Origin of the sequence: Halocynthiibacter sp. SDUM655004, from assembly GCF_026015885.1 — a bacterium.
Lineage (GTDB): Bacteria > Pseudomonadota > Alphaproteobacteria > Rhodobacterales > Rhodobacteraceae > Falsihalocynthiibacter > Falsihalocynthiibacter halioticoli.
Genome location: NZ_JAPDUG010000002.1, coordinates 658638 through 678639, shown reverse-complemented (window position 1 = coordinate 678639; position 20002 = coordinate 658638). Strand labels below are relative to the sequence as shown.

The window sequence follows — 20002 nt, the reverse complement described above, 5'->3', positions numbered from 1 at the left end:
CGCGAAAGCGCGGTGAAAATCGCCTAAGACGCGTAAAAATAGATTGGGTTGTGATACAGAGTTTTTGGCCTAATTTGCTGTTATCAAATAAGAAAATCTGATATCAATTGTCCGCTTGCCGCAAGTGGTGAATGTTGCCTAAGCTGTAGCCGCGCAACTCTGGATTTTGGGTTTGCCGTTTCTAGAGATGAGTTACAGTTGAGAAAGGACGAAAAATGCGTCTACTCAGAGTACTTTTGGCTATTGCTGCGGTCATTGCTCTCTTCGTTGTTGGAATGAGGATTGCCTTTCCCTTACCAGACGAAAACTTTGCAAGCACAGAAACGAGATCAGAGCCGCAATGGGATACAAATCTCGGTCAGGCGATCAAGTCAGCGGTTGAAGCGCATTCAGATCTCAATGGTCTACGACCACTAACCGATGGGCGGGACGCATTCGCCGCCCGCGCATTGTTGGCGAGAACTGCTCAGAACTCGATTGATGCGCAATATTACATTTGGCAGCACGACACCACTGGTCTGATGCTTCTTGATGAGCTTCGAGCAGCCGCAGAGCGAGGCGTGCGCGTACGGCTGTTGGTTGATGACAATGGCGTAGGTGGTCTTGACCAGAAGCTTGCGGAGTTGGATGCAATCCCGTCGGCACAGGTTCGTATTTTTAATCCATTCACATTGCGCCAACCAAAACTGGTTTCCTACCTTTTTGACTTCAAACGTCTAAATCGCCGAATGCACAATAAATCGATGACAGTTGATGGAGTCACAACAATTGTTGGCGGTCGGAATATCGGCGACATATATTTCGCTTTCGGTGAAGGGGCGCATTATTTTGACGTGGACACGATCGCCATTGGGCCGATTGTGGATGATGTGTCTGCTGCGTTTGACACATATTGGAATAGCGGCTCCGCTTATGATGCAGACTTAATCCTTGCGTCGGTATGGGAGCCCTCGATTAAAGCGGATGCTGACAAAGCAAGAGCGACGGCACTTGGTGCTGGGTATATGGAAGCCATTGAAGAGCACGAATTTGTCCAAGACCTTATTGATCGCACAATTGAGTTTGAGTGGGGAACAGCACGCTTGCTTGTCGATGACCCAGCTAAAGGATTGGGGCAAGCAACGGATGATCAGCTTGTTGTTACTCAACTTTTTGAGCTTCTCGAAGCGGCGCAATCATCAATCGATCTTGTGTCTGCATATTTCATCCCGGGCGAGCGCGGAACGGAGACCTTGACCACAGCCGCACGAAGTGGCGTACGGACACGGGTTTTAACGAATTCATATGACTCGACCGATGTGATGCCGGTACATGCCGGTTATATCCGATATCGAGACGATTTGATCTCAAGCGGTGTTGAAGTGCTCGAGTTGCGGGCCATGCGTGAAGAACACGCCGAGCGCACATTGTCCCAGATTCTTGCGGGGTCTGCTTCAGGTTTGCATGCGAAGGTGTTCGGAATCGATGGGACAAAAGCGTTTATAGGCTCATTCAATCTTGATCCCCGTTCGGCCCAACTCAACACAGAGATGGGAATTCTCGTCGACAGCCCAACGATTACGAAATTTCTCTCGAAACAGCTTGAGGCACCAACCTATGCCTATCAGGTCGCCCATACCGTCGATGGCGATACGGTTTGGGTGCAATATGACGAGAATGGCCCGACCCGAACTTTTGCGAACGAGCCAAACTCAACGGCGTTTCAGCGTGGATTGCTGTGGTTTGTAGGCTTGTTGCCCGTTGAGTGGATGCTCTAAGACACCCTACGTTCCGATGAAATCTGCGCGGCGCTCAAGTAGTGCGGCACAGAGATAATCGACAAACAAGCGCACTCTCTTTACGCGCCTTAGATCGCTGTGAAGTAACACCCAGGTCGATCTGCGCTCGTCGAGCACCGTGCCCGGAACGCGTTGAAGTTCGGGAAACACAGACTGAACCCACGACGCAAGAACAGTCATGCCTGCACCGGCACGCGCCATGTGAAGATGCATAGCGGGGTCGGGGATTGTGTGGCGGACTTTTGCTTCGGGGAATGGCGAGTTGAGAATGAGAGCATTCAACTCCGGAACATCGCCATAGCCGATCCAAGTTAACCCGCGCCCTTTGGGGCCTGCTTCGGGCAGTGTTTTGGTAATGTAATAGGCGGAAGCAAATACTCCTATTGAAAGCGGGAACAGTTTGCGACCAACCGCATCTTCGGTGACTTCGGTCACGTGCCTTACAGAGACATCGGTTTCGAGCTTGGAAATTGAATCTACGCCAAACGATAACTGCAGGTCGAGGTCAATTTCGGGGTAAAGCTTTGCAAATTCAGCCAAAACTGGCGCTAAGAGGAAATGGGCGGTCATCGGGTCTGCTGAAAGACGGATACGGCCAGAGGCTTCGCGGTCAAGGCCTTTAACCGCGTTTGTTCCTTGGAGGAGAGCGGCCTCTGCATCAATGGCGCGGGGTAGGAGTGTGCGGCCGGCAGCCGTGAGGTGAAGGCCATCGGCAGCACGTCGAAAAAGCTGCACGCCAAGCTGCGCCTCAAGCGCCTCAACTTGCCGCCGCACAGTGGCATGCGTGCTGTCACTTTGGTCGGCGGCGGCTCTGAGTGAGCCATTTCGCGCAACGGCGAGGAAAGCAGGAAGAGACTTCCAATCGATCATAGGTGGTCCGTTTTTTAACCGATGTGGTCACTTTTTGTCAGTATTCGTAACCTTTTTGCTCCTCTAAGCAGGTTTCGTCAACAAAATTGGAGCGAACAATGAAAATCAATCGCAATGCATGGCGCATTCAGAAGTATGGCGGACCAGCGGTTTTGACCCCATTTCAGGACGTCCTATCGCAACCTGGCCCAGAAGAGATCGTGATCCAGACAAAGGCGTCAGCGGTGACGCGTGCGGACACAATGCTCCGCGAAGGAACGCCGAAATTCGCGCGGCTGTTTCTAGGTCTTAGGAAGCCCCGTAACGATCTTGTCGGGGCGGGTTTCTCGGGAGAGGTCATCGCAGTTGGCAGAGAAGTCTCGCGCTTTGCCGTTGGGGATGAGGTGTTTGGTGAAGCGGGCCTTCAGTTCGGCGCAAACGCCAGCCATATTTTGATGAATGAAAACGGCGTGATCATGCCAAAACCGCGCGAGCTATCGCATGAAGAAGCAGCGGTCATGTGTGATGGTCCGCTTACCTCTTACAATTTCTTGCACCGAATAGCCGCGGTTCGTCGTAACGCGCGCGTTCTTATCTTGGGCGGATCTGGAAGCCTTGGAAGTGCTGCTGTACAAATCGCGGCACATATGGGAGCGGAAGTAAGCGCGACGACCAGCGCGAGAAATGCGGGCCTTGTTGCATCGCTCGGGGCAGGGCACGTGATCGACTATTCCCAGGAAGACTTCACGATGGGCGCGGACACTTACGACGTGATATTTGATACGCTCGGTGTATCGTCATTTGGGCAAGCTAAACGTGTTTTGACACCCAATGGTCGCTATATTTGCCCTGTTCTCGGGTGCGATCTTTTGGGGGCATCGCTTGTCACCTCAGTATTCGGGCGGAAGCGCGCTCAGTTTTCGGCGACTGGGATGCTAAAGCCAGCAGAGTTGCGTGAGCAACTGTCCCAAGTGCTCGAGATCGTGGAGGCCCGCGCATTGGCGCCAGTGATTGATCGAACCTATCCGCTAAACGCACTGCCAGAGGCGCATCGCTATGTCGATACAGGCCGCAAAGTCGGGAACGTTGTTGCGGCCTGATATAAGATCTTCAGTATTAAAGGCGCAGTTCTGACTTTCGATCAAACAGGCTGATTTTGGTCATGTCGATCTCGAAATCGACAGTGTCGCCAATGGCTGGTGCTGCGTCTGGCTCGCAAACAATAGTTGCGTTCTGCCCTGCGATCGTGGTGAGCAAAACGGTCTCCGATCCGGTTGGCTCGTCCATATCCACCCGAACAGGAACGGCAACCGAAGCAATGCCTTTGCGTTCTGCGCGGTTGTCGGATGCAGGGCTAAAGTGTTCTGGGCGAACACCGAAAATGATCGATTGCCCGTCTGTGAGTGTGTCGTAGCGATCTGCTGGCAAAGGTAGCGGTGTGCCTTCGCCACCCTCGATGACAACGCTAAACCCATCGCCGTTCTTGACGGCCTTTGCCTTAAAGAAGTTCATATTCGGCGAGCCCATAAAGCCAGCGACAAATGTATTTGCTGGTTTCTCATAGATGGTTTTAGGCGTGTCGTATTGCTGCAAGACACCTTGATACATCACAGCAATCCGTGTGGCCAAAGTCATGGCTTCGATTTGATCGTGGGTCACGTAAACGGTTGTTCGGCCAACGGTTTGGTGAAGCTTCTTGATCTCGCTGCGCATCTCTACGCGAAGCTTTGCATCAAGGTTCGAGAGTGGTTCGTCAAACAGGAACAGTTTGGGATCACGAACAAGCGCGCGGCCCATTGCAACACGTTGGCGTTGACCGCCAGAAAGCTGGCCAGGCTTGCGGTTTAGTAGCGGTTCGATCTGCAGCAGGGTGGCGACGCGTTTGACGGTTTCATCCTGTGTTGCTTTGTCGATGTTGCGGCATTCCATGCCAAACGTCATATTCTGGCGCACGGTCATGGTTGGATAAAGCGCATAGGATTGGAACACCATTGCGATGTCGCGGTCCTTTGGAGCGGCGTCGTTCACAACATGGTCCTCAATTAAGACCTCGCCCGATGTGACACTTTCGAGCCCCGCAATAATTGAGAGCAGGGTGGATTTTCCGCATCCCGAGGGGCCGACAAGCGCAACGAACTCACCTGACTCGGCTTCGAGGTTGATATCCTTGAGGACTTCGACCGCGCCATAGCTCTTGCGGAGATTTTTGATTTGCAAAGATGACATAGGTGATTTCCTTATTTCACGGCGCCGGAGGTCAGACCCCGAACAAAGTATTTGCCGCCGATAACGTAGATGAAGAGCGGAGGAAGCGCGGCGAAGATCACCGATGCGGCCTCAACGTTGTAGTGCCGCTCACCAGTTCCCGAGCCCGAGAAAGCCACGATGGCAGAGGTGATAGGCTGGTTTGCACCGGATGTGAAAACGGTACCAAAGAGGAACTCGTTCCAAATGCCTGTGAACTGCCAAATCACGCAGACGATCAGAATTGGAGGCGACAGGGGAAGCATGATCCGACGGAAAATGCGCCAAAAGCCCGCGCCATCTATCCGCGCCGCTTTGATGAGATCGTCAGGGACGCTTACGAAATAGTTTCGGCAGAAGAGCGTGGTAAAACTGATGCCCTGAACCGTGTGAACAAGAACAAGGCCCGCGATTGAGTTCGAGAGACCAAGCTTGCCCAGAACGAACGCCCAAGGTAGCAGCGTCATTTGGGCCGGAAGGAACACGCCAAGTGTAATTAGCCCGAATACCCACATATCACCCTTGAACCGCCATTTTGAAAGCGCGTAGCCGTTCACCACACCAAAGGCCGTCGAAAGGATTGTTGCGGGAACGGTCATGAGCAGCGTGTTGCTGAAGTAGCGCGAGACGCCTTCACAGGTGCCGCCGATACAGAACGTGCTCCATGCTTCGACCCAATACCCAAATGACATGCTGTTGGGCATAGAGATAAACCCTTCACGCACGATCTCTTCCAACGGGCGGAAGGCGTTGGTTAGGATGATGAGAAGGGGCGAGATATAGATGAGCGCAAAGACAACGAGCAACGTATAGACAATAGCACGTGAGCGGCGCTGTTTTGACCTGCTGCCTGTCGCAAGCGGGTCAAACTCCTGATGAGTGGTTGCGTCAGCCATGGGAGCGAGCCTCCTTACGGGCGCGCCAGCCGGACCAGAGCGCATAGGGAACAAGAACAAGAGCGAGAGCCACAAGGATCATTACTGCGGCGGCAGCACCTTGTGCGATCTGACCTCGTTGGAACATCAGGTCATACACAACAATCGCGGGAACTGTTGTTGATACGCCTGGCCCGCCTTGGGTTAGTGCGACAACGAGGTCATAAGTTTTGATTGCGAATTGAAGCAACACAACCGTGACGGCTACGAAGATAGGCCAGATCGTTGGAAGCACCACTTTGCGGTAAATACGAGGCATTGAGGCACCGTCGATTTGCGCGGCTTTCACGAGATCACCGTCAACAGAGCGCAGACCTGCAAGAATAAGTGCCATGGCAAAGCCGGACGCGTGCCAGATGCCGGTAAAGACGACCACATAAATCGCCATGTCGCGATCTGTAATCCAGTCAAATTTCGCGGCAATCCATCCTAAATCTTGCAGAGCAAGCTCAACGCCGGTTTGCGGGTGGAAAATCCAGCGCCAAACCGTGCCGGTCACGATGAATGACACCGCAAGCGGATACAGGAAAATTGTACGCCATACCGATTCATACCGAACGCGTTGGTCGATCAGAATTGCGAGTAGGGTACCGAAGAAAATGGAACCGGAAACATAGAGAGCGCCGAAGAGGAATAGGTTTTGATAGGATACGATCCAACGCTTGCTTTTCCAAAGCGAAGCATATTCGCCGAACCCCCCGTAGGCCATATTGGGAAGCAAAGTCGATTGTGAAACCGAGATCCACAGGGTCCAGAGTGAGAAAATCACCACATAGACAAGCGCGGCAATCAGTGTCGGCAGCAAAACCATTTGAGGTGTGAGCGCGGCGAGCCGGTTTGCCCAGCCTTGAGAGCCGAGGGCGGGTTTACGTTGCATTTAGTCCTCCGCGGTATTCTTTATGCAGGAGCCGCGCCGCTCAAAGGGAAAGCGGCGCGGCTGGTGGCAAACTGCTTAGCTTTGCAGTTCAACCGCGTCCGCGAGTTGGTTTGCGGCTTCTTCTGGTGTGATCGAGTCGTCAGCGACGAATTCTGTGATCACTTCCATCATTGCGCCCCGATACTTTTGCAGCACAGTCATATTGTGCGCCATGGAGCGAACCAGTGTTCCTTCCTCAACAGATGCCTTGAGGTCTTCAAGACCTTGTTGCTGGCACTGTGTGAAGCCACCAACCGAAAGGTCAACATCCGTACGCGACGGGATAGAACCTTTGGCAACGTTGAACGTAACTTGGAACTCTGGGGACATGATAATCGACGCGAGAAGCTTCTGGCCTTCGATGTAGTCCTCGTCCTTCTGATTGAAGAACACAACGGAGTCTGCGTTCAGGATGAAGCCATTTCCACCCCAGTTTACAGGTGTCTGGCTACAGTAGTAATCTTCGCCTTCGACAAAACCGGCAAGGTTGGCAGAGGCAACTGTCCAATCCCCCATCAGGAAGAACGCCGCTTCGCCCGACATGGTCATCGTCATGGATTGCTCCCATGAACGGCCATTGATGCCATCATCCATGTAGCCAACCATTTTGCGGAGTTGTGCAAATGCGTCGATCATACCTTGGCTGCGCATGGCTTCGACGTCCGCTTCTTGGAACGCCTTGCGATAGAGGTCGATGTCCATGCCGTAAACAACGCTGTCGAAGGTTGTTGTGTCGGACCAATCGGCGGCACCGTGGGCAATACATGTGTAACCAGCGGCAGTGATTTTATCGCAAGCGGCGTTAAACTCGTCCCAAGTTTTAGGGACTTCAAGACCAAGCTCGTTCAGGATTTTAGGTGAGCTATAAAGCCAGTTCACGCGGTGGATGTTCATTGGCGCCGCGACCCAACTTCCTGTCGGTTTCATAACCGAAACAAGCTCAGGAGCAACTACGTTGTCCCAACCTTCAGCCGCTGCAAGCTCGTCGAGATTTGCCGTCGCACCAATTGCATTCCACTCTGCAATTTCAGGGCCCTTTAGCTGAACAGCTGCAGGCGCGTTGCCTGCAACAACATCAGAGCGCAATTTGGCCAGAGTATTGGATGTGTGGCCGGAAATCGCGGTTTGCTCCCATGTGCCCCCCGCAGCCTCATACATTTCGCCAAGCTTTGCGATCGCTGCAGCTTCTGAGCCCTGCGCCCATTGGTGCATCATATTTGTTTTAGGCTCCGCACCGGCGACCGAAGCGGCGGTCATAGCACCGAGAACACTCGCGCCAAGCAGTTTTGCTTTATTTGTAAGTTTCATTTTTTCTCCTCCGTTGGTGCGGCGGTGCCGCAATAAAACAACTCGGGACTGTTTCGGATTCGGCGCGATCTCAGGTGGAATGACTGCTTTTGAAGCAAACCTCTCCCGTTGCCGAACTGCACGCAGAACGGCTCTTTTGATCGTTTCCCGAATCGGAACACTCCTCTGTTCACGTGAACATCGTGCAATTTGAGGGTATCTGTCAAGCGGCGTGTTTGTCTCTAAATTCTGGGAAGGTTTCTGTGAGCGTGCATTTTGAAAGGCCGCAACCAGCGTGGTTCAGGGCACTTCGCGTGAATGTAGGTGAGGCTTAAAGTTTGCAATAAATTTTGGACAAAGAACTTGCGAAACGATTGAGCGTTTGCGGCAAAACAACCGCGCGATCACATTCAGATGAAGCTTGGAGGCGAGTACCGGAATCGAACCGGTGTACACGGATTTGCAATCCGGAAAATTTTGTTGATTTTAAAGGGAAAAATTGTAAACGGACTTGTTTCGTTCAGGGTCACTTTTCAATAGGTTACGAGGCCCAAGTAAACGGTTTTTCATCGGCTTTTCCTCTGGCAAAAAGGCAAAGAAAAACCGCTGAGGGGGCGGCCACCCACCTCAACGGCATAGAAGAATATTTCCGTCCCAATACCTACGGCATTTCCGGTCTGATCTCAACCCAATTGGCGGTGAGATCATGAGCTGGCGCATCGCAAACGAATGCGCCGAGCGCCGCTTTGGCAGCGCCGCGCGCAAGCAGATCATTATGTTCCTGGCGGATAAGGCAAGCGATGACGGCTCAGGCATCTGGTGCTCTAAAGGGACGATCCAGCGCCACACAGAGCTTAGCGAGAGCACGGTGAAGCGCACCATCATCGATTTCCTGCGCGAAGGCATTTTGATCGAGACGGGGCGGCGGCACTGCAAGAACGGTTACACTGTCATTTACCGCATCGTTCTGGAGCGCGTGGCCGCGCTCGAACCCACGGCCGAGCCCGACATTGAGACGGGGGTCACTGTGAACCCCGTCCAGCCTGAACCCGGTACCGGGTCCACGGTGAACGGGGTACGGGGTTCACGGTGGACCCCAAACCATCCTAAAACCATCCATAAACCACCTACGCGCAGGCGCGAGGCGGTGGAGGAGGTTGAAGATCTTGAATCTGAGAAGATCCTAGCCGCGTATCCCAAGGACAGGATCCGAGACCAGCGGACCAGTCTGCGTCTGATTGCAGCGGCCGTGAAGGCCGGTGTGAAGCCCGACGACCTGCTGCAGGCGGTCAAAGCCTACGCGAAGGAGAGCGAGGGCTACACGCGCACCAAGGTCTGTTTTTCGGACAACTGGTTCAAAATGCGGCGTTGGGAGAAGGGGCTCGCTCAGATACAGGCTGACCGCGTGAAGGCGCGAGAGGCCGAAGCCAAAGGCCGCGCCAGCCTCGCCGAGTGGATCCACGAGCGCCATCCCCTGTGCCGCCATATTACCAACCGGCAAATCGAGGGCTTGATAACCTCGAAGCTGGTGACGCCTGATCAGGTCCGCGCGGCGGGGCTGCAGGCGTGACGAGGGTTGTTCTGAAAAGAGCGGTTCTCGCTCTGCAGGCCTTGAGAAGCACGACGAGCAATCGGGCAACGGGGTCAGCTGTTGATTTCAGCCTCGAAGGTCTCGATTTTTGCCAGAATTTCATCGAAGGCGGGCACGTCACCGATGATCATTTCCCGCATGCCCGCATAGTCTTTTCGAAGCGCAGCGGTGAGACTGTCGTTCGGTGTCAGGCGAAGGGAGCCAGGTTTGGCACCTTCGTAGTTCGCTTTGGCAGATTTGAAAAAGACCGATTTATGATGTGCCACTTGTGTCAGCAAATCGAGACTTTGGAGCGCGCGATCCTTGGCCTCGTGCCCAATCAGCTGCGCCATATCGTAGTAGTGGCGCGACATTCGATCCGCGAGAGGCTTGGCGGCATCCTGATGGTAGAGCATGTGCAAAATGGTGGCTTTTTCCCAGAACGTGCGCTCGACGCCCAATACTTTCACGCCGACCTGACCGTCAGTCAGAAGATCGGGGAACGCCTGATGCAAGTATGGTGCAATGTCGATTTGCTCGGCTGGAAGTTGTACGCCGCGCGCACCAAATTCAAAACGCACAATTGGTTGGACGTACCCGGCAGTACTCTCAGCCATCGAGGGATATTCGAAGAGAATGGTCTGCGCATCATTTGGGTCGACCGATAGCGTGAACTCCTGTTCTAAGTTGGCGTCAAACGCTGTTTGGATCTCAGCCAACAGCTGGCCGCCGACGGCATCTTCCGCCACCTCCTGCAATTCTTGAAGCAATTTCTTTTGCTTCTTACCTGACAGATCAGGACCTTCTGGGTCACGATCTCCGACAAAACCAAGCCGTTCTCGATCGAGCGAGAGGTCCACATCTTCAGAGAACCGGTGGATGACGTCATAGGCTTTTGAGAGGGATGTCCCGCCTTTGAAAATCATTTGTTCGCCAAAGACTGGCAATGCGAAAAGCTGTTTGAGCGACCAGCAAACCCAGAAGTCTTTTTCGATGATTGCCTTTGACATTCCAAGCTGCGCTGCAGTTTCTTGAAAGGCCTCGTCTCTGAGTTCGGGTGCGTCGTTGGCGAACTGTTCCATACTTATGCGTGCGCAACAATCTGTTGCACGATAGGGTGCATCCAAGCAGGGACATGCCTGCTTTGCTTTGCCAGCAGCATCCGGTCCTTGTCATCCAGTGTGCGAGCAAGCTGGTCGACTATTTGGCTGTCTACACGATCCTTGCCAATGTAACGCAATGCCTGGAAGACAATCCCAGTCTTATGGCCTGCGCCGACGAGCGTCTTGGAGGACGCGTTCTGGAATTGGATGACTTGCCGTCCAACTTTTTTGGTCCGCGTAGGGCCGTCTGTCATGTAGGTAGGCTTGGAAGGCACCTGAGTTGAGATGCCCAACCGGTTGGCGGCCATTGATGGCGACGGTTGCAGAATTTGACCGTCCTTACGGGCGACGGCCTTTGCGATGTCATCTGCGGATGGCGACAGAAACCCGAAGCGCGGGCTCTTCTTTGGGTAGTCATATAGACCCCGTGTCAGCCGTCTGATCACGCCCAGATCGGCCAGACGCGACAAAGCTTGGTCCACGCTTGCGCGGGACCCGATATCAAGAAAGTCAGCCGGTGCAAAGATTGCCCCGCGTCCCTTTCCGATGATGCGTTGCTTGATATTCGACGTAATCATGCTTGAACTCCTTGTCAGAAAATAGGGTATGTTTTTCTGAAAGTCAATGAGCTGTTGAAAGCGACAGATTAGGTCCGTGCGGCAGGGATGAAAGCGTGAGGTAGTATGGCGGTGTCAAATTTACGCTACAGCGAAAACTGCGTGAATTTACGCTATAGCGTAAACGGCTAGGAGTTAGGCCACTTGACGTATGATCTAACGATCATAATTGAGGTTTATGATCTGAGTATCATAATCACGGCAGGAGAACGGATTTGCAGAACCTTGTTCGCACTCCCAAAAACCTTGGCCATGCAATCCGCCAGGCTCGTCGAGAGAAGAACTGGACGCAGGCTTAACTCGCAACGCGCAGCGGTGTTTGGCGGGAAACCATCTCAAAAGCCGAGGCTGGAAGGCGCGGCCCCAAACTAGACACAGTCTTCGCGTTCTTGGCTGCGTTAGACGTAGAGATCATGGTCGAAAAGTGCAGCAAGGGCATGTCTTCAGAGTTTGATGGCATTTTTGAAAAGTCTGTTGCCGCGGCGTTGCGGCCGTCGACGCCTCATCGGTTTGCCAAAACCCATCGTCTTCTTGGTGCGGTATGACGCGATCAGTCAGTTTGCTTGTGCCATGGCCGATCCTTAACGCGGTGTTTCTGATTGCTGAACATAAGCGGGCAGGCCGTGAAGGACGCGGTGCAAGCCCCACTTCAACGACAAAATTCCCCTGCGCCAGCGCATTCCTCGCGAGGCAACTTTCCCGCTGACATTCCCTCGGTACCCGCTTTGGTCATGTTCATCGAAACACTCAAAGTGAGGATCAAAAAATGGCTACTCAAACTCTGAAACTGAACGTCAAATCCGGCGAAAAAGATGGCAAGAACTTTTGGGACCGCTGCGGCGTTCTCTTCGTCAACACCGACGACAGCGGCAACATCACCTCGATCAATGTCAAACACAGCATGTTCCCCGACGTCGATATGGTCGCCTTCCCACGCCGCGATGACGATCCGGTTACCGAGTGACCGGTGCGCCGGGGCGGGTTTTCCGCCCCGGATAAGCCCGAAACTGAGTGTGGATCGCTGCCAATTGGACTTCAACAAGTATCCGATATCGCATCGGTGCAACTCCTCAGACCGGACCTTCGCTGCAAGTGCAAAATCGGCAGTTGGGGGAACTGGTGCTCTGCGGACTTTGCTGTCGTTGGTTTCATCCAACCAGATGACCGCTTTTGGGCAAATTGCGTTTAGGTCGGCTGAGAAAAAGCGCGACTATGAGACCTAGTAAGGCAAAGAAACTTGCATAATAGATCGAATATGGTTCCCAAGCCCAGCCGACTAATGCAATGGACAGAAAGCCAGCAACTCCCCCCAAGCGCAGTAGGATCAACAGCACTGACGACAGGTTCGACGGCTGTAGGCGGCCCTTGTTGAGATAAAGTCGCCAAGCCAGAGGGGTGTAGAGCAACGCTGTCAAAGTCCACCAAATCAAAGAAAGGCCTGCCATGATAGGAAATGAGATGACCTTATCACCCTCAAACCGGATGATCTCCAAAAGGGTCGCGGGGCGCTGCGCAAACCCAAAATTTTGCCCCATGTCTTCAGGATAGGCGGTACGCAAAGGTTTGCCCAGCTCTTCAATTACTGGCCCCAAGGCCCAACTTGAAGGATCAAGTCGATATACAGCGGCTGTGACAGTGTCATAGACGCGGCAACGCCGAATGCCATCTTGTTGCTCGCAAAAAATATGTAGCTTCAATGCCAAAGGGGAAACAGCCCGAACCCTCAAGTCGCTATCTACGACGATTGCCCTTACCGGATCACCTGCGATGATGCCGTCACCGTGTAAGAGCTTCAATGATACGATTTCACCATCTTGCAACTCAAGTTTTTCCACTTGTGTGTAGTAGGGTGCGTGGGCAAACGCCTGAACGGCGTTCAAAAGAAAAACTGAAAACAGAAGATGCTTAAATCTAAGTATCATCGTCCCTCATAAGTATTGCGTTCATAGGGTGTGGGTCGGTTTTCGATAACAGTCTGCTCGACCGTCTTGGTGAAGTCAAAGCGGACATCCGTACCAGCCGCAGCATCGAACACATTGGGCTCCAAGCGGACATGCGGCAGCGCAACGAAATATTCGTTTTCGAAGAAGTTTCAATGTCGGCTTCAGGTGGTTCAGCATGAAAGGCTCCTACCTACCGAGTTTCGTTCTTTCCGACGGTCTGAAAAAATATCTTCCCGAATATGGAAACGAGCCCGCGCTTTGGTGCGCGGGCGACAAATTCCAATCGACTGAACAGGGGCTCAACGGGCCTTTGGCCCGATCACCCCAATCCAGGCATCTTTCTTCTGACTTGGTCCGCCCAACATCCCTGACCGTGGCGGTCAACCTTAGTCCATCCCCAAAAGCAGCCACCAATTTCCCCTGTCTCGCGGGCGAGCCATTCCTCGCGGGGCAAATTGGCGTCTGATTTTGGCGCAGACATTTTCTTCGCAAATGTGGCCGATTGACAGCCCCGTTCAGGGCCGTGGGTCGGGCTTTGCCCTCTCCCACTCTGTTCCGCCGAATACATGCGTATTCGGTCAGATCAGGTGGCCGAGGCGCAGCCCATCGGCGGAAGGGGGCGCGAAGCCTCACCCGCGTCACTTTGATCAAGGAGGCCACAAATGGCACCGAAGTTTGATGTTTATGCCCATGTCACCGAAACCATTATTGCAGAGATCGAGGCAGGCACGCCGCCATGGCGCAAGCCGTGGACAGGGAGCGCGTCCGGCATTGCCTTGCCGACACGGCACAACGGGGAGGAGTATCGCGGGATCAACATCCTGATGCTCTGGGTCATGGCGGCCAAGCATGGCTATGTGTCCAGCCGCTGGATGACCTACAAACAGGCGCAGGAGCTGGGTGGTCAGGTCCGCAAGGGTGAAACGTCGTCGACCGTGGTCAAATACGGGACCTTCACCCGAGAGAACGAGTTGGGCATCGAGGAAGAGCTGCCCTATGCGCGCGCCTATCGCGTTTTCAATGCGGATCAGATCGAGGGATTGCCGGAGGATTACTACATCCGGCCCGAAGCGCCGCGCGACCTTGGGACGGCGGAAGATCCAGAGCTTGAGGCGTTTTTCAGCCGGACAGGGGCGGAGATCCTCACCAGCGACGACCCGCGCGCCTATTACAGCCCCGCCAAAGATCACATCCACATGCCGCCGATTGCCACGTTTCACAATGCGGCAGGCTATTATGGGACTATGGCCCATGAGGTGATCCATTGGACTGGCAACGAAAAGCGGCTGGAGCGGATCAAGAAATTTGCGAACCGTGAGGCCTATGCTTTCGAAGAATTAGTGGCCGAGATCGGAGCCTGTTTTCTGGGGGCACAAATCGGCGTTGCGCCGGAGTTTGGCCAAAGCGCAGCCTATGTCGAGGGTTGGCTGACGGCCCTCAAAGAAGACAAGCGGGCGATTTTTCGTGCGGCGTCTGAGGCGCAGAAGGCGGCCGACTTTGTTTTGCACGCAGCAGGTCAAAGCAAGGAGGTGGCAGCATGATCCCTGATTATCACAGCGATGATTTCTCGACCGCGCGTCTGGAGGATCCCGTGAGCCTTCGGAGCGCCGCCGGTGAGGCGCGCGCGACGCTCTACACGGTATTGAACCGGCTGGAGCGAAACGATCTGGAAGGCGAAGATCAGCAGTCCATTGACGACTGTCTGGGAGCCCTCGCGATCCTCGAGGAGGCGTTGCGATGACCTTGGCCGAGATCAAAACAGCAGTGGACGCGGGCAACCGCGTTCACGGGATGAACGTCGGGTATGTCGTAACGCGTGATTGCCTCGAGAAGTACCTCATCACATTCACACGTAACGGCTCAGCAATCGGTTTGACCAATCGTGACGGCACATGCCTGAACGGGCTGCCAGAAGAGTTTTTCATCACAGACAGCGCGGAGGTTTTGCAATGACGTATTCTGAAATCAAACAAGCGGCCCGAGAGGGCCGCGCCAGCGTGCATCTTCATGGGTTCTGTAATCTGCCCGATGGCGGGCAGGAGTATTGCGATGATCCAGCACGGATTGATGGCTGGGCGATCTATGTCCGGGTCGAGACCCCGGACGACCCGCAACAGCCCTTTGATCTACACGAGCTGCTCGATCATAAAACCTATGCCAGCGCCGAAGGCGCAGCCCGCGCAATAGCGCTGCAATTGCTTGGCGATGCTGAGGCGTGGAACCACGATTAGTGGTGCCATGCCTTGCGCATGGGGCCGGGCTTTGCCCTGCGGTCGCAGCCTATGGCTGCTCCAAACGGAATACAGACAGTTGATGCAATATTATAATATTGAATCAATTATGGCGAAATGCCATAACAGGGCTGCCTGTATGATGCTGGCAAGAAATAGGGATGATTACTTCACATGGGCCAGCCCCGCGTATCACGGCACAAGCGACTGACGCAAAACGAGCGTTTTGCGATTGTGCGCAAGCGTGCTGAGGGTGTCGCCGTCGAAGAACTGGCCCGCGAATTTGGTGTCACGACGCGCAGCATCTTCTACACGCTGAAGGCCGATCAAGCCCGCAAACTGGACAGTCATGTGCGCTCCGAACTGGTCAATGTGCGCCTGACCAAGCAGGAGATATTCCGCTTTGATGCCGTGCTGACCCGGCGCGATCTTCCCTCGCGCGCCGATGGCCTGCGCCGATTGATCCAATCTGCCAATGACGTCTTTGTCCCCGACGATGACCTGTCTGAACAGATGCGCGGGCTGTCTGCATCGCTCAACCGGGCGGGCAATAATATCAACCAGATTGCGCAGCGTCTGAATGAGGCCAAACGCCAGGGCAAGACACCGCCTTATGGCAATTCCGCCCATGGGCAGGTGCGTGCGTTGGCGGGGCTGATCTTCGACATCGCCGATCAGGTTCAGGACATGGCGCAGCGCCGCCGCAGCCATCTGTCGGGTGAGGTATCTCGCATTCTCGGAGACTTCGCCGATGGCTCGGAATAATGCTGTCACCGCCATGCGGTCAGAATTCTTCGATGGCGATTGGAGCCGTATTCGGGGACATGTTCCGCGCCAGCGTCAAAAGCAGATGGTGCGCGCTGCCATGGGGCATTCCCCCGCGATCTTCAAAGCGATCCGCGAGGGCGGCACCCACAGCAAGGCGCAACTGCGCAATCAGCTGGAATATCTGACGACCAAGTCGAGCTTCATCATCGACAGCCGTGGCACCTATGATGGTCAGAAGGTTCTGTCAGCCAAAGAGATCGAACAGGTCACGCGCCGGTTTTCCGCGCAGTGGAACGAGGGCTTCCATCCGAAGCTTGGACATACGTCTCATCTGCTGATGGCCTACCCAATCGGCACCTCTGGATCTGATGTGGCCGAGATCACCCGCGATATTTGTGAGCGGTTCTTTCTAGGGGAAGGCAGCCAGTTTGATTTTATCGCGGCGGTGCATGAAGATCGTGATCACCCCCATGCCCATATCGTGCTGAACCGGCGCAGCAAGGATGGTGAATTCTTCTATCTCAAGCAAGATCACCATTTTAACTATGACAGTTTTCGCGAGGCGATGGTTGAGGCTGCTGATCGCTACGGCGTCCGCCTTGAGGCCACGCATAAACTGGAGCGCGGGATCACCACCAAAAGCCTGAGCGATGTTGAATATCGCCGGGCAAAAGAGCGGGGCCAGGATCTTTCCGAGCGTGAACGCGTTGGCCCAGAACTGGATCAGGCGCTGGCAGATGTCGCCCGGCACGCCAGGCTTTATCGCGGGCTGGCGGCAGAGGCCTCTCGTGACAATCAGAATGACATTTCCCGTGCGCTGGAACGCGCGGCCACCATGTTGGCGCAGGGCAAACCCATTGAAGCAGACGGAAAGGTGTATGGCATGGCTGAGGAACAGCATTCCTTTGACGAGGTCGTGGATGCGTTCCACGGCAAGATTGAACAGGCTGAACAGGTGGTGGCAGATGCGCCGCCGGACCGGCGTGCGGTGTTGGAGCAGGAGCTGAACGAGATCTATCACTCAATCTCTCACCTCAGCCCGATTGGTGTGCGATCCCATACTTTGCTGGAACCCCCGTCAGACAGCGGCATTTATTCGGCGGAGAATATCGCGGATCAGGTGCAGGACAAACTGCAAAGCGATGCCGTTGCCGATCGGCTGCAGCTGGCGCTCAAAGACACCGGCATTTCCACGCAGGAAGTGGTGTCACGTATTGAGATCGGCGCGCAGAATGCAGCGCTTGAGCGACGATGGTTGGGTCGGGATCTTGCTGCCATCGCAGAAACCGAAGGGCTTGATCTGTCCAGACGCGATGATCTGGAAAAAGCAGTGGATCGGCTGGATGAGCTGCATGGTGAATTGGGCCGTGTTCTGAATGACGTTGAAGTTTTGAGAGACGCCGGGAATGCAGAGGTGGCCGAGAATGATCGCGCACCGATCGACGGCCTGCCTCCAGCCGCTTCTGAAGCTCTGCAGAGACTGAGGCAGGATCCGACCTCAGATCCATTCCGCGATGATCTGGATCGGGATGCCCTGCGTCAGGAATTGCATGAACTGATTGGTAACGAGCATGCAGCTGACCTCGCCATCGGTGATGAACGCGTTTTAGAAGATCACATAGAGGACCGGCTGAACCGCCTCTATATGGCCAAGGCATATCTGCAAAGCGAACCAGAGCTGGCGGATTCTGTCGCAATGGAACATGTGCTTGATGAGATCGCCAACGAAGAGATCGAGGTGCAGCGCCAGCGCCACGTCGATACTGACGGTGAAAAAGGTGTGACCCATGGATAAGTCGCGCATTGCCCTTGGGGTCATCAGCTTTGCCATCCTTGGCGCGGTTCTAGGATATGTGCTGGCATCGGCGTTTCTGACGTTCCGCTGGTTCGGTGTTGGTGTGAATATCGACTTCCTGATGCTGGTACGGGGTTACAATGATCTGCGGCTCACACATCCCAGTGACATGCAAATTGTGCATCTGATCATTGGCATCTGCACAGGCGCGGGTGTTTTGCTTAGCGCGGTTCTGATGAATGACGCTTTGACCAAGTTCGGTGAAACGCACTGGCAAACGATCTCTGAAATGAAGCGCAGCGATTTCTTTGGCAAGCCCGGCCATGGTTTTATCCTTGGAAAAATGGGCAAACCGAAAAGCAGGAACCCCCTAGTCATGTCAAAGGTGTTTCCCCATGCGCTGATCGTGGCTCCGACCGGGCGCGGCAAAACCACCGGCTTTGTGATCCCAAACCTGCTGACCTATCAGGGCAGCGCTGTCGTCTTGGATGTGAAGGGCGAGAATTTCGAGGCCACATCACGCCATCGTGCAGCCCAGGGCGACAAGGTGTTTCGATTTGCGCCCACAGATTGGAAAGATGGTCGATCCCATCGATACAATCCGCTTCTGCGCATTGCTGGGTTGGAGAATGTCGATCGGCAACAGATGGAGCTGCAATTGTTAGCCAGCCTGTTCTTGCAGGCCGATGATCGGGTGCAGGGGCTGCTGGACGGCGGGATTGATCTGTTTGTCGCGGCGGGCTTGCTGGCGTTTGAGCGTAAACGCCCCACATTGGGAGAAATCTACCGCATTACGGCCTCTGGTGGTGATAAACAGAAAGAATACCGCCGACGCGCGGATGAGGTGCAAAACCCAGCTGCTAAGCTGATATTCATGCGCATGGCGTCCACGAACAACGATACGCTCACGTCCTATCTGTCGCTGCTGATGACCTCTGGTCTGAAACAATGGTCGAACCCAGCCATCGACCGCGTGACTGCGACATCTGACTTTGATTTTGCAGAGATCCGCAAAACGCCGCTGTCAGTTTATCTGGTGGTCGAGCCGTTGATGGTGAAGCCACTGGCCCCACTGATCCGCCTGTTTTTCTCGGATCTTCTGGCGACACTGCAGGATCACGAGCCGGACAAGGATGAACCATGGCCTGTGATGATCATGCTGGATGAATTCAATCGACTTGGCAAAATGCCGATTGTCACGGACAGTATCGAAACCTTGCGATCCTACCACGCCAATCTCGCGATCGTGACGCAGACCATTCCCGCGCTTGATGAGATCTACGGTGAAAATGCGCGCCGCGCGTTGCAGGGGAATGCAGGGATCAAGCTTTACCTGACCCCGTCTGATGAAAAGACTATTGAGGAACTGAGCAAAGCGGTCGGTAAAACCACCAAGCGCGTGGTGACACGGTCGCGTTCAGTTGGCCGGAACCCTTTCACGGGTCGCAGCATGTCTGAACGAACTGAAGAAACGGCGCTATTGCCCGAAGACGAGGCGCGGCGCATGGATCTTGATGACATTGTTTTGGTTGTCGATGCGCAAATGCCGGTTCGCGCCAAGCGGATCAAATATTATGAAGATCGGTTCTTTATGGGTATTTTCGATAAGCAATCTGGGGATTTACCGTACCCAACCGCCACAGATCAAATGCGTGGGCTACAGGGGCAGATCAAGGCGTTGGAGCAGAAGATCGGTACTTTGCAGGTAACTTCAGGTGGCGAGAGGAGTGGATCGAGAAGGCCTGAGATTGAAGGGTTAGTGACTGCAGGTAACGATGACCAGCCTGACGCACCCCCAGATGTTCAAGGCTATCAAAAGGCCACGGCCCGTGTAGATCAGTTTTTGGAAAAGGCGGGTGCTGAATAATGTCAAAGCCGTCGTTCACAGCGATCGAGGTCATGGATGGCGGTGCGGGCAAAGTCGGAGTTCACTAGATCAAGTCCAGTGAGTGGTTCCAGCTCGAAG

The 20002-nt window shown here is 54.3% G+C and carries 19 protein-coding genes and 1 pseudogene; 12 read left to right on the top strand and 8 right to left on the bottom strand.

Going from position 1 to position 20002, the window contains the following annotated elements; genetic code table 11:
* The first annotated feature begins 215 nt into the window (after positions 1 to 215).
* Entirely contained in the window at positions 216 to 1757 is a 1542-nt protein-coding gene (locus tag N9C89_RS10985) for a phospholipase D family protein (RefSeq protein ID WP_263953902.1), read from the top strand.
* Between the two features lie 6 nt (positions 1758 to 1763).
* Here N9C89_RS10985 and N9C89_RS10980 read toward each other — a convergent pair whose 3' ends face one another.
* Positions 1764 to 2648, bottom strand: coding sequence for a LysR family transcriptional regulator (locus tag N9C89_RS10980; RefSeq protein ID WP_263953901.1), 885 nt, complete (start codon positions 2646 to 2648; stop codon positions 1764 to 1766).
* A 98-nt stretch (positions 2649 to 2746) separates the two neighbouring features.
* On the opposite strand from N9C89_RS10980, the gene N9C89_RS10975 reads away from it, so the two are divergent.
* Positions 2747 to 3727 carry an NAD(P)-dependent alcohol dehydrogenase gene (locus tag N9C89_RS10975; protein ID WP_263953900.1) on the top strand — a complete coding sequence of 327 codons (981 nt, stop codon included), beginning with the start codon at positions 2747 to 2749 and terminating at the stop codon, positions 3725 to 3727.
* Positions 3728 to 3743: 16 nt separating this feature from the next.
* Here the strand turns inward: N9C89_RS10975 and N9C89_RS10970 are convergent, their stop codons facing one another.
* The 4 genes from N9C89_RS10970 to N9C89_RS10955 form a co-directional block, all read right to left on the bottom strand.
* Entirely contained in the window at positions 3744 to 4853 is a 1110-nt protein-coding gene (locus N9C89_RS10970) for an ABC transporter ATP-binding protein (protein ID WP_263953899.1), read from the bottom strand.
* 11 nt (positions 4854 to 4864) lie between these two features.
* Positions 4865 to 5767: a carbohydrate ABC transporter permease gene (locus tag N9C89_RS10965; protein ID WP_263953898.1), complete on the bottom strand. Its 903-nt coding sequence runs from the start codon at positions 5765 to 5767 to the stop codon at positions 4865 to 4867.
* Positions 5760 to 6683: a carbohydrate ABC transporter permease gene (locus N9C89_RS10960; protein ID WP_263953897.1), complete on the bottom strand. Its 924-nt coding sequence runs from the start codon at positions 6681 to 6683 to the stop codon at positions 5760 to 5762. Before N9C89_RS10960 ends, N9C89_RS10965 begins: the two co-directional genes overlap by 8 nt.
* A 75-nt stretch (positions 6684 to 6758) precedes the next feature.
* Positions 6759 to 8030, bottom strand: a complete 1272-nt coding sequence (locus tag N9C89_RS10955) for an ABC transporter substrate-binding protein (protein ID WP_263953896.1) — start codon at positions 8028 to 8030, stop codon at positions 6759 to 6761.
* A 685-nt stretch (positions 8031 to 8715) separates the two neighbouring features.
* On the opposite strand from N9C89_RS10955, the gene N9C89_RS10950 reads away from it, so the two are divergent.
* Complete coding sequence (locus N9C89_RS10950; RefSeq protein WP_263953895.1) at positions 8716 to 9579, top strand: hypothetical protein; 864 nt, start codon at positions 8716 to 8718, stop codon at positions 9577 to 9579.
* 74 nt (positions 9580 to 9653) lie between these two features.
* Here the strand turns inward: N9C89_RS10950 and N9C89_RS10945 are convergent, their stop codons facing one another.
* Together N9C89_RS10945 and N9C89_RS10940 are read right to left on the bottom strand one after the other, a co-directional pair.
* Entirely contained in the window at positions 9654 to 10589 is a 936-nt protein-coding gene (locus tag N9C89_RS10945; RefSeq protein WP_263954442.1) for a nucleotidyl transferase AbiEii/AbiGii toxin family protein, read from the bottom strand.
* Between the two features lie 74 nt (positions 10590 to 10663).
* Positions 10664 to 11260 carry a DUF6088 family protein gene (locus tag N9C89_RS10940; protein WP_263953894.1) on the bottom strand — a complete coding sequence of 199 codons (597 nt, stop codon included), beginning with the start codon at positions 11258 to 11260 and terminating at the stop codon, positions 10664 to 10666.
* Between the two features lie 350 nt (positions 11261 to 11610).
* Between N9C89_RS10940 and N9C89_RS16190 the strand changes: the two are divergent.
* A pseudogene (locus N9C89_RS16190) lies at positions 11611 to 11844 on the top strand (hypothetical protein); the annotation flags it as partial.
* A 221-nt stretch (positions 11845 to 12065) separates the two neighbouring features.
* Positions 12066 to 12263 carry a hypothetical protein gene (locus N9C89_RS10935; RefSeq protein WP_263953893.1) on the top strand — a complete coding sequence of 66 codons (198 nt, stop codon included), beginning with the start codon at positions 12066 to 12068 and terminating at the stop codon, positions 12261 to 12263.
* 184 nt (positions 12264 to 12447) lie between these two features.
* Here the strand turns inward: N9C89_RS10935 and N9C89_RS10930 are convergent, their stop codons facing one another.
* Positions 12448 to 13179 (bottom strand): hypothetical protein, encoded by a 732-nt coding sequence (locus tag N9C89_RS10930; RefSeq protein ID WP_263953892.1) that lies wholly within the window; start codon positions 13177 to 13179, stop codon positions 12448 to 12450.
* A 725-nt stretch (positions 13180 to 13904) separates the two neighbouring features.
* On the opposite strand from N9C89_RS10930, the gene N9C89_RS10925 reads away from it, so the two are divergent.
* The 7 genes from N9C89_RS10925 (at position 13905) to N9C89_RS10895 (ending at position 19903) form a co-directional block, all read left to right on the top strand.
* Positions 13905 to 14783 (top strand): ArdC family protein, encoded by an 879-nt coding sequence (locus N9C89_RS10925; RefSeq protein ID WP_263953891.1) that lies wholly within the window; start codon positions 13905 to 13907, stop codon positions 14781 to 14783.
* A complete protein-coding gene (locus N9C89_RS10920; RefSeq protein WP_263953890.1) occupies positions 14780 to 14983 on the top strand; it encodes a hypothetical protein in 204 nt (67 codons plus the stop codon). The genes N9C89_RS10925 and N9C89_RS10920 overlap by 4 nt, the downstream gene beginning before the upstream one ends.
* Entirely contained in the window at positions 14980 to 15195 is a 216-nt protein-coding gene (locus N9C89_RS10915; RefSeq protein WP_263953889.1) for a hypothetical protein, read from the top strand. The genes N9C89_RS10920 and N9C89_RS10915 overlap by 4 nt, the downstream gene beginning before the upstream one ends.
* A complete protein-coding gene (locus tag N9C89_RS10910; RefSeq protein ID WP_263953888.1) occupies positions 15192 to 15473 on the top strand; it encodes a hypothetical protein in 282 nt (93 codons plus the stop codon). Before N9C89_RS10915 ends, N9C89_RS10910 begins: the two co-directional genes overlap by 4 nt.
* 174 nt (positions 15474 to 15647) lie before the next feature.
* Entirely contained in the window at positions 15648 to 16238 is a 591-nt protein-coding gene (locus tag N9C89_RS10905; protein WP_263953886.1) for a hypothetical protein, read from the top strand.
* Positions 16225 to 18036, top strand: a complete 1812-nt coding sequence (locus N9C89_RS10900) for a relaxase/mobilization nuclease domain-containing protein (RefSeq protein ID WP_263953884.1) — start codon at positions 16225 to 16227, stop codon at positions 18034 to 18036. Before N9C89_RS10905 ends, N9C89_RS10900 begins: the two co-directional genes overlap by 14 nt.
* Positions 18029 to 19903 (top strand): type IV secretory system conjugative DNA transfer family protein, encoded by a 1875-nt coding sequence (locus tag N9C89_RS10895; RefSeq protein ID WP_263953883.1) that lies wholly within the window; start codon positions 18029 to 18031, stop codon positions 19901 to 19903. The genes N9C89_RS10900 and N9C89_RS10895 overlap by 8 nt, the downstream gene beginning before the upstream one ends.
* Positions 19904 to 20002 lie beyond the last annotated feature (99 nt).

Excerpts from the sequence above, each read along its gene's own strand:
- N9C89_RS10975 (WP_263953900.1), top strand. The coding sequence starts at position 2,747 with ATGAAAATCAATCGCAATGCATGGCGCATTCAGAAGTATGGCGGACCA.
- N9C89_RS10965 (WP_263953898.1), bottom strand. The coding sequence starts at position 5,767 with ATGGCTGACGCAACCACTCATCAGGAGTTTGACCCGCTTGCGACAGGC.
- N9C89_RS10970 (WP_263953899.1), bottom strand. The coding sequence starts at position 4,853 with ATGTCATCTTTGCAAATCAAAAATCTCCGCAAGAGCTATGGCGCGGTC.
- N9C89_RS10900 (WP_263953884.1), top strand. The coding sequence starts at position 16,225 with ATGGCTCGGAATAATGCTGTCACCGCCATGCGGTCAGAATTCTTCGAT.
- N9C89_RS10920 (WP_263953890.1), top strand. The coding sequence starts at position 14,780 with ATGATCCCTGATTATCACAGCGATGATTTCTCGACCGCGCGTCTGGAG.
- N9C89_RS10945 (WP_263954442.1), bottom strand. The coding sequence starts at position 10,589 with ATGTCAAAGGCAATCATCGAAAAAGACTTCTGGGTTTGCTGGTCGCTC.
- N9C89_RS10895 (WP_263953883.1), top strand. The coding sequence starts at position 18,029 with ATGGATAAGTCGCGCATTGCCCTTGGGGTCATCAGCTTTGCCATCCTT.
- N9C89_RS10925 (WP_263953891.1), top strand. The coding sequence starts at position 13,905 with ATGGCACCGAAGTTTGATGTTTATGCCCATGTCACCGAAACCATTATT.
- N9C89_RS10985 (WP_263953902.1), top strand. The coding sequence starts at position 216 with ATGCGTCTACTCAGAGTACTTTTGGCTATTGCTGCGGTCATTGCTCTC.
- N9C89_RS10980 (WP_263953901.1), bottom strand. The coding sequence starts at position 2,648 with ATGATCGATTGGAAGTCTCTTCCTGCTTTCCTCGCCGTTGCGCGAAAT.
- N9C89_RS10940 (WP_263953894.1), bottom strand. The coding sequence starts at position 11,260 with ATGATTACGTCGAATATCAAGCAACGCATCATCGGAAAGGGACGCGGG.
- N9C89_RS10950 (WP_263953895.1), top strand. The coding sequence starts at position 8,716 with ATGAGCTGGCGCATCGCAAACGAATGCGCCGAGCGCCGCTTTGGCAGC.
- N9C89_RS10915 (WP_263953889.1), top strand. The coding sequence starts at position 14,980 with ATGACCTTGGCCGAGATCAAAACAGCAGTGGACGCGGGCAACCGCGTT.
- N9C89_RS10910 (WP_263953888.1), top strand. The coding sequence starts at position 15,192 with ATGACGTATTCTGAAATCAAACAAGCGGCCCGAGAGGGCCGCGCCAGC.
- N9C89_RS10935 (WP_263953893.1), top strand. The coding sequence starts at position 12,066 with ATGGCTACTCAAACTCTGAAACTGAACGTCAAATCCGGCGAAAAAGAT.
- N9C89_RS10955 (WP_263953896.1), bottom strand. The coding sequence starts at position 8,030 with ATGAAACTTACAAATAAAGCAAAACTGCTTGGCGCGAGTGTTCTCGGT.
- N9C89_RS10960 (WP_263953897.1), bottom strand. The coding sequence starts at position 6,683 with ATGCAACGTAAACCCGCCCTCGGCTCTCAAGGCTGGGCAAACCGGCTC.
- N9C89_RS10905 (WP_263953886.1), top strand. The coding sequence starts at position 15,648 with ATGGGCCAGCCCCGCGTATCACGGCACAAGCGACTGACGCAAAACGAG.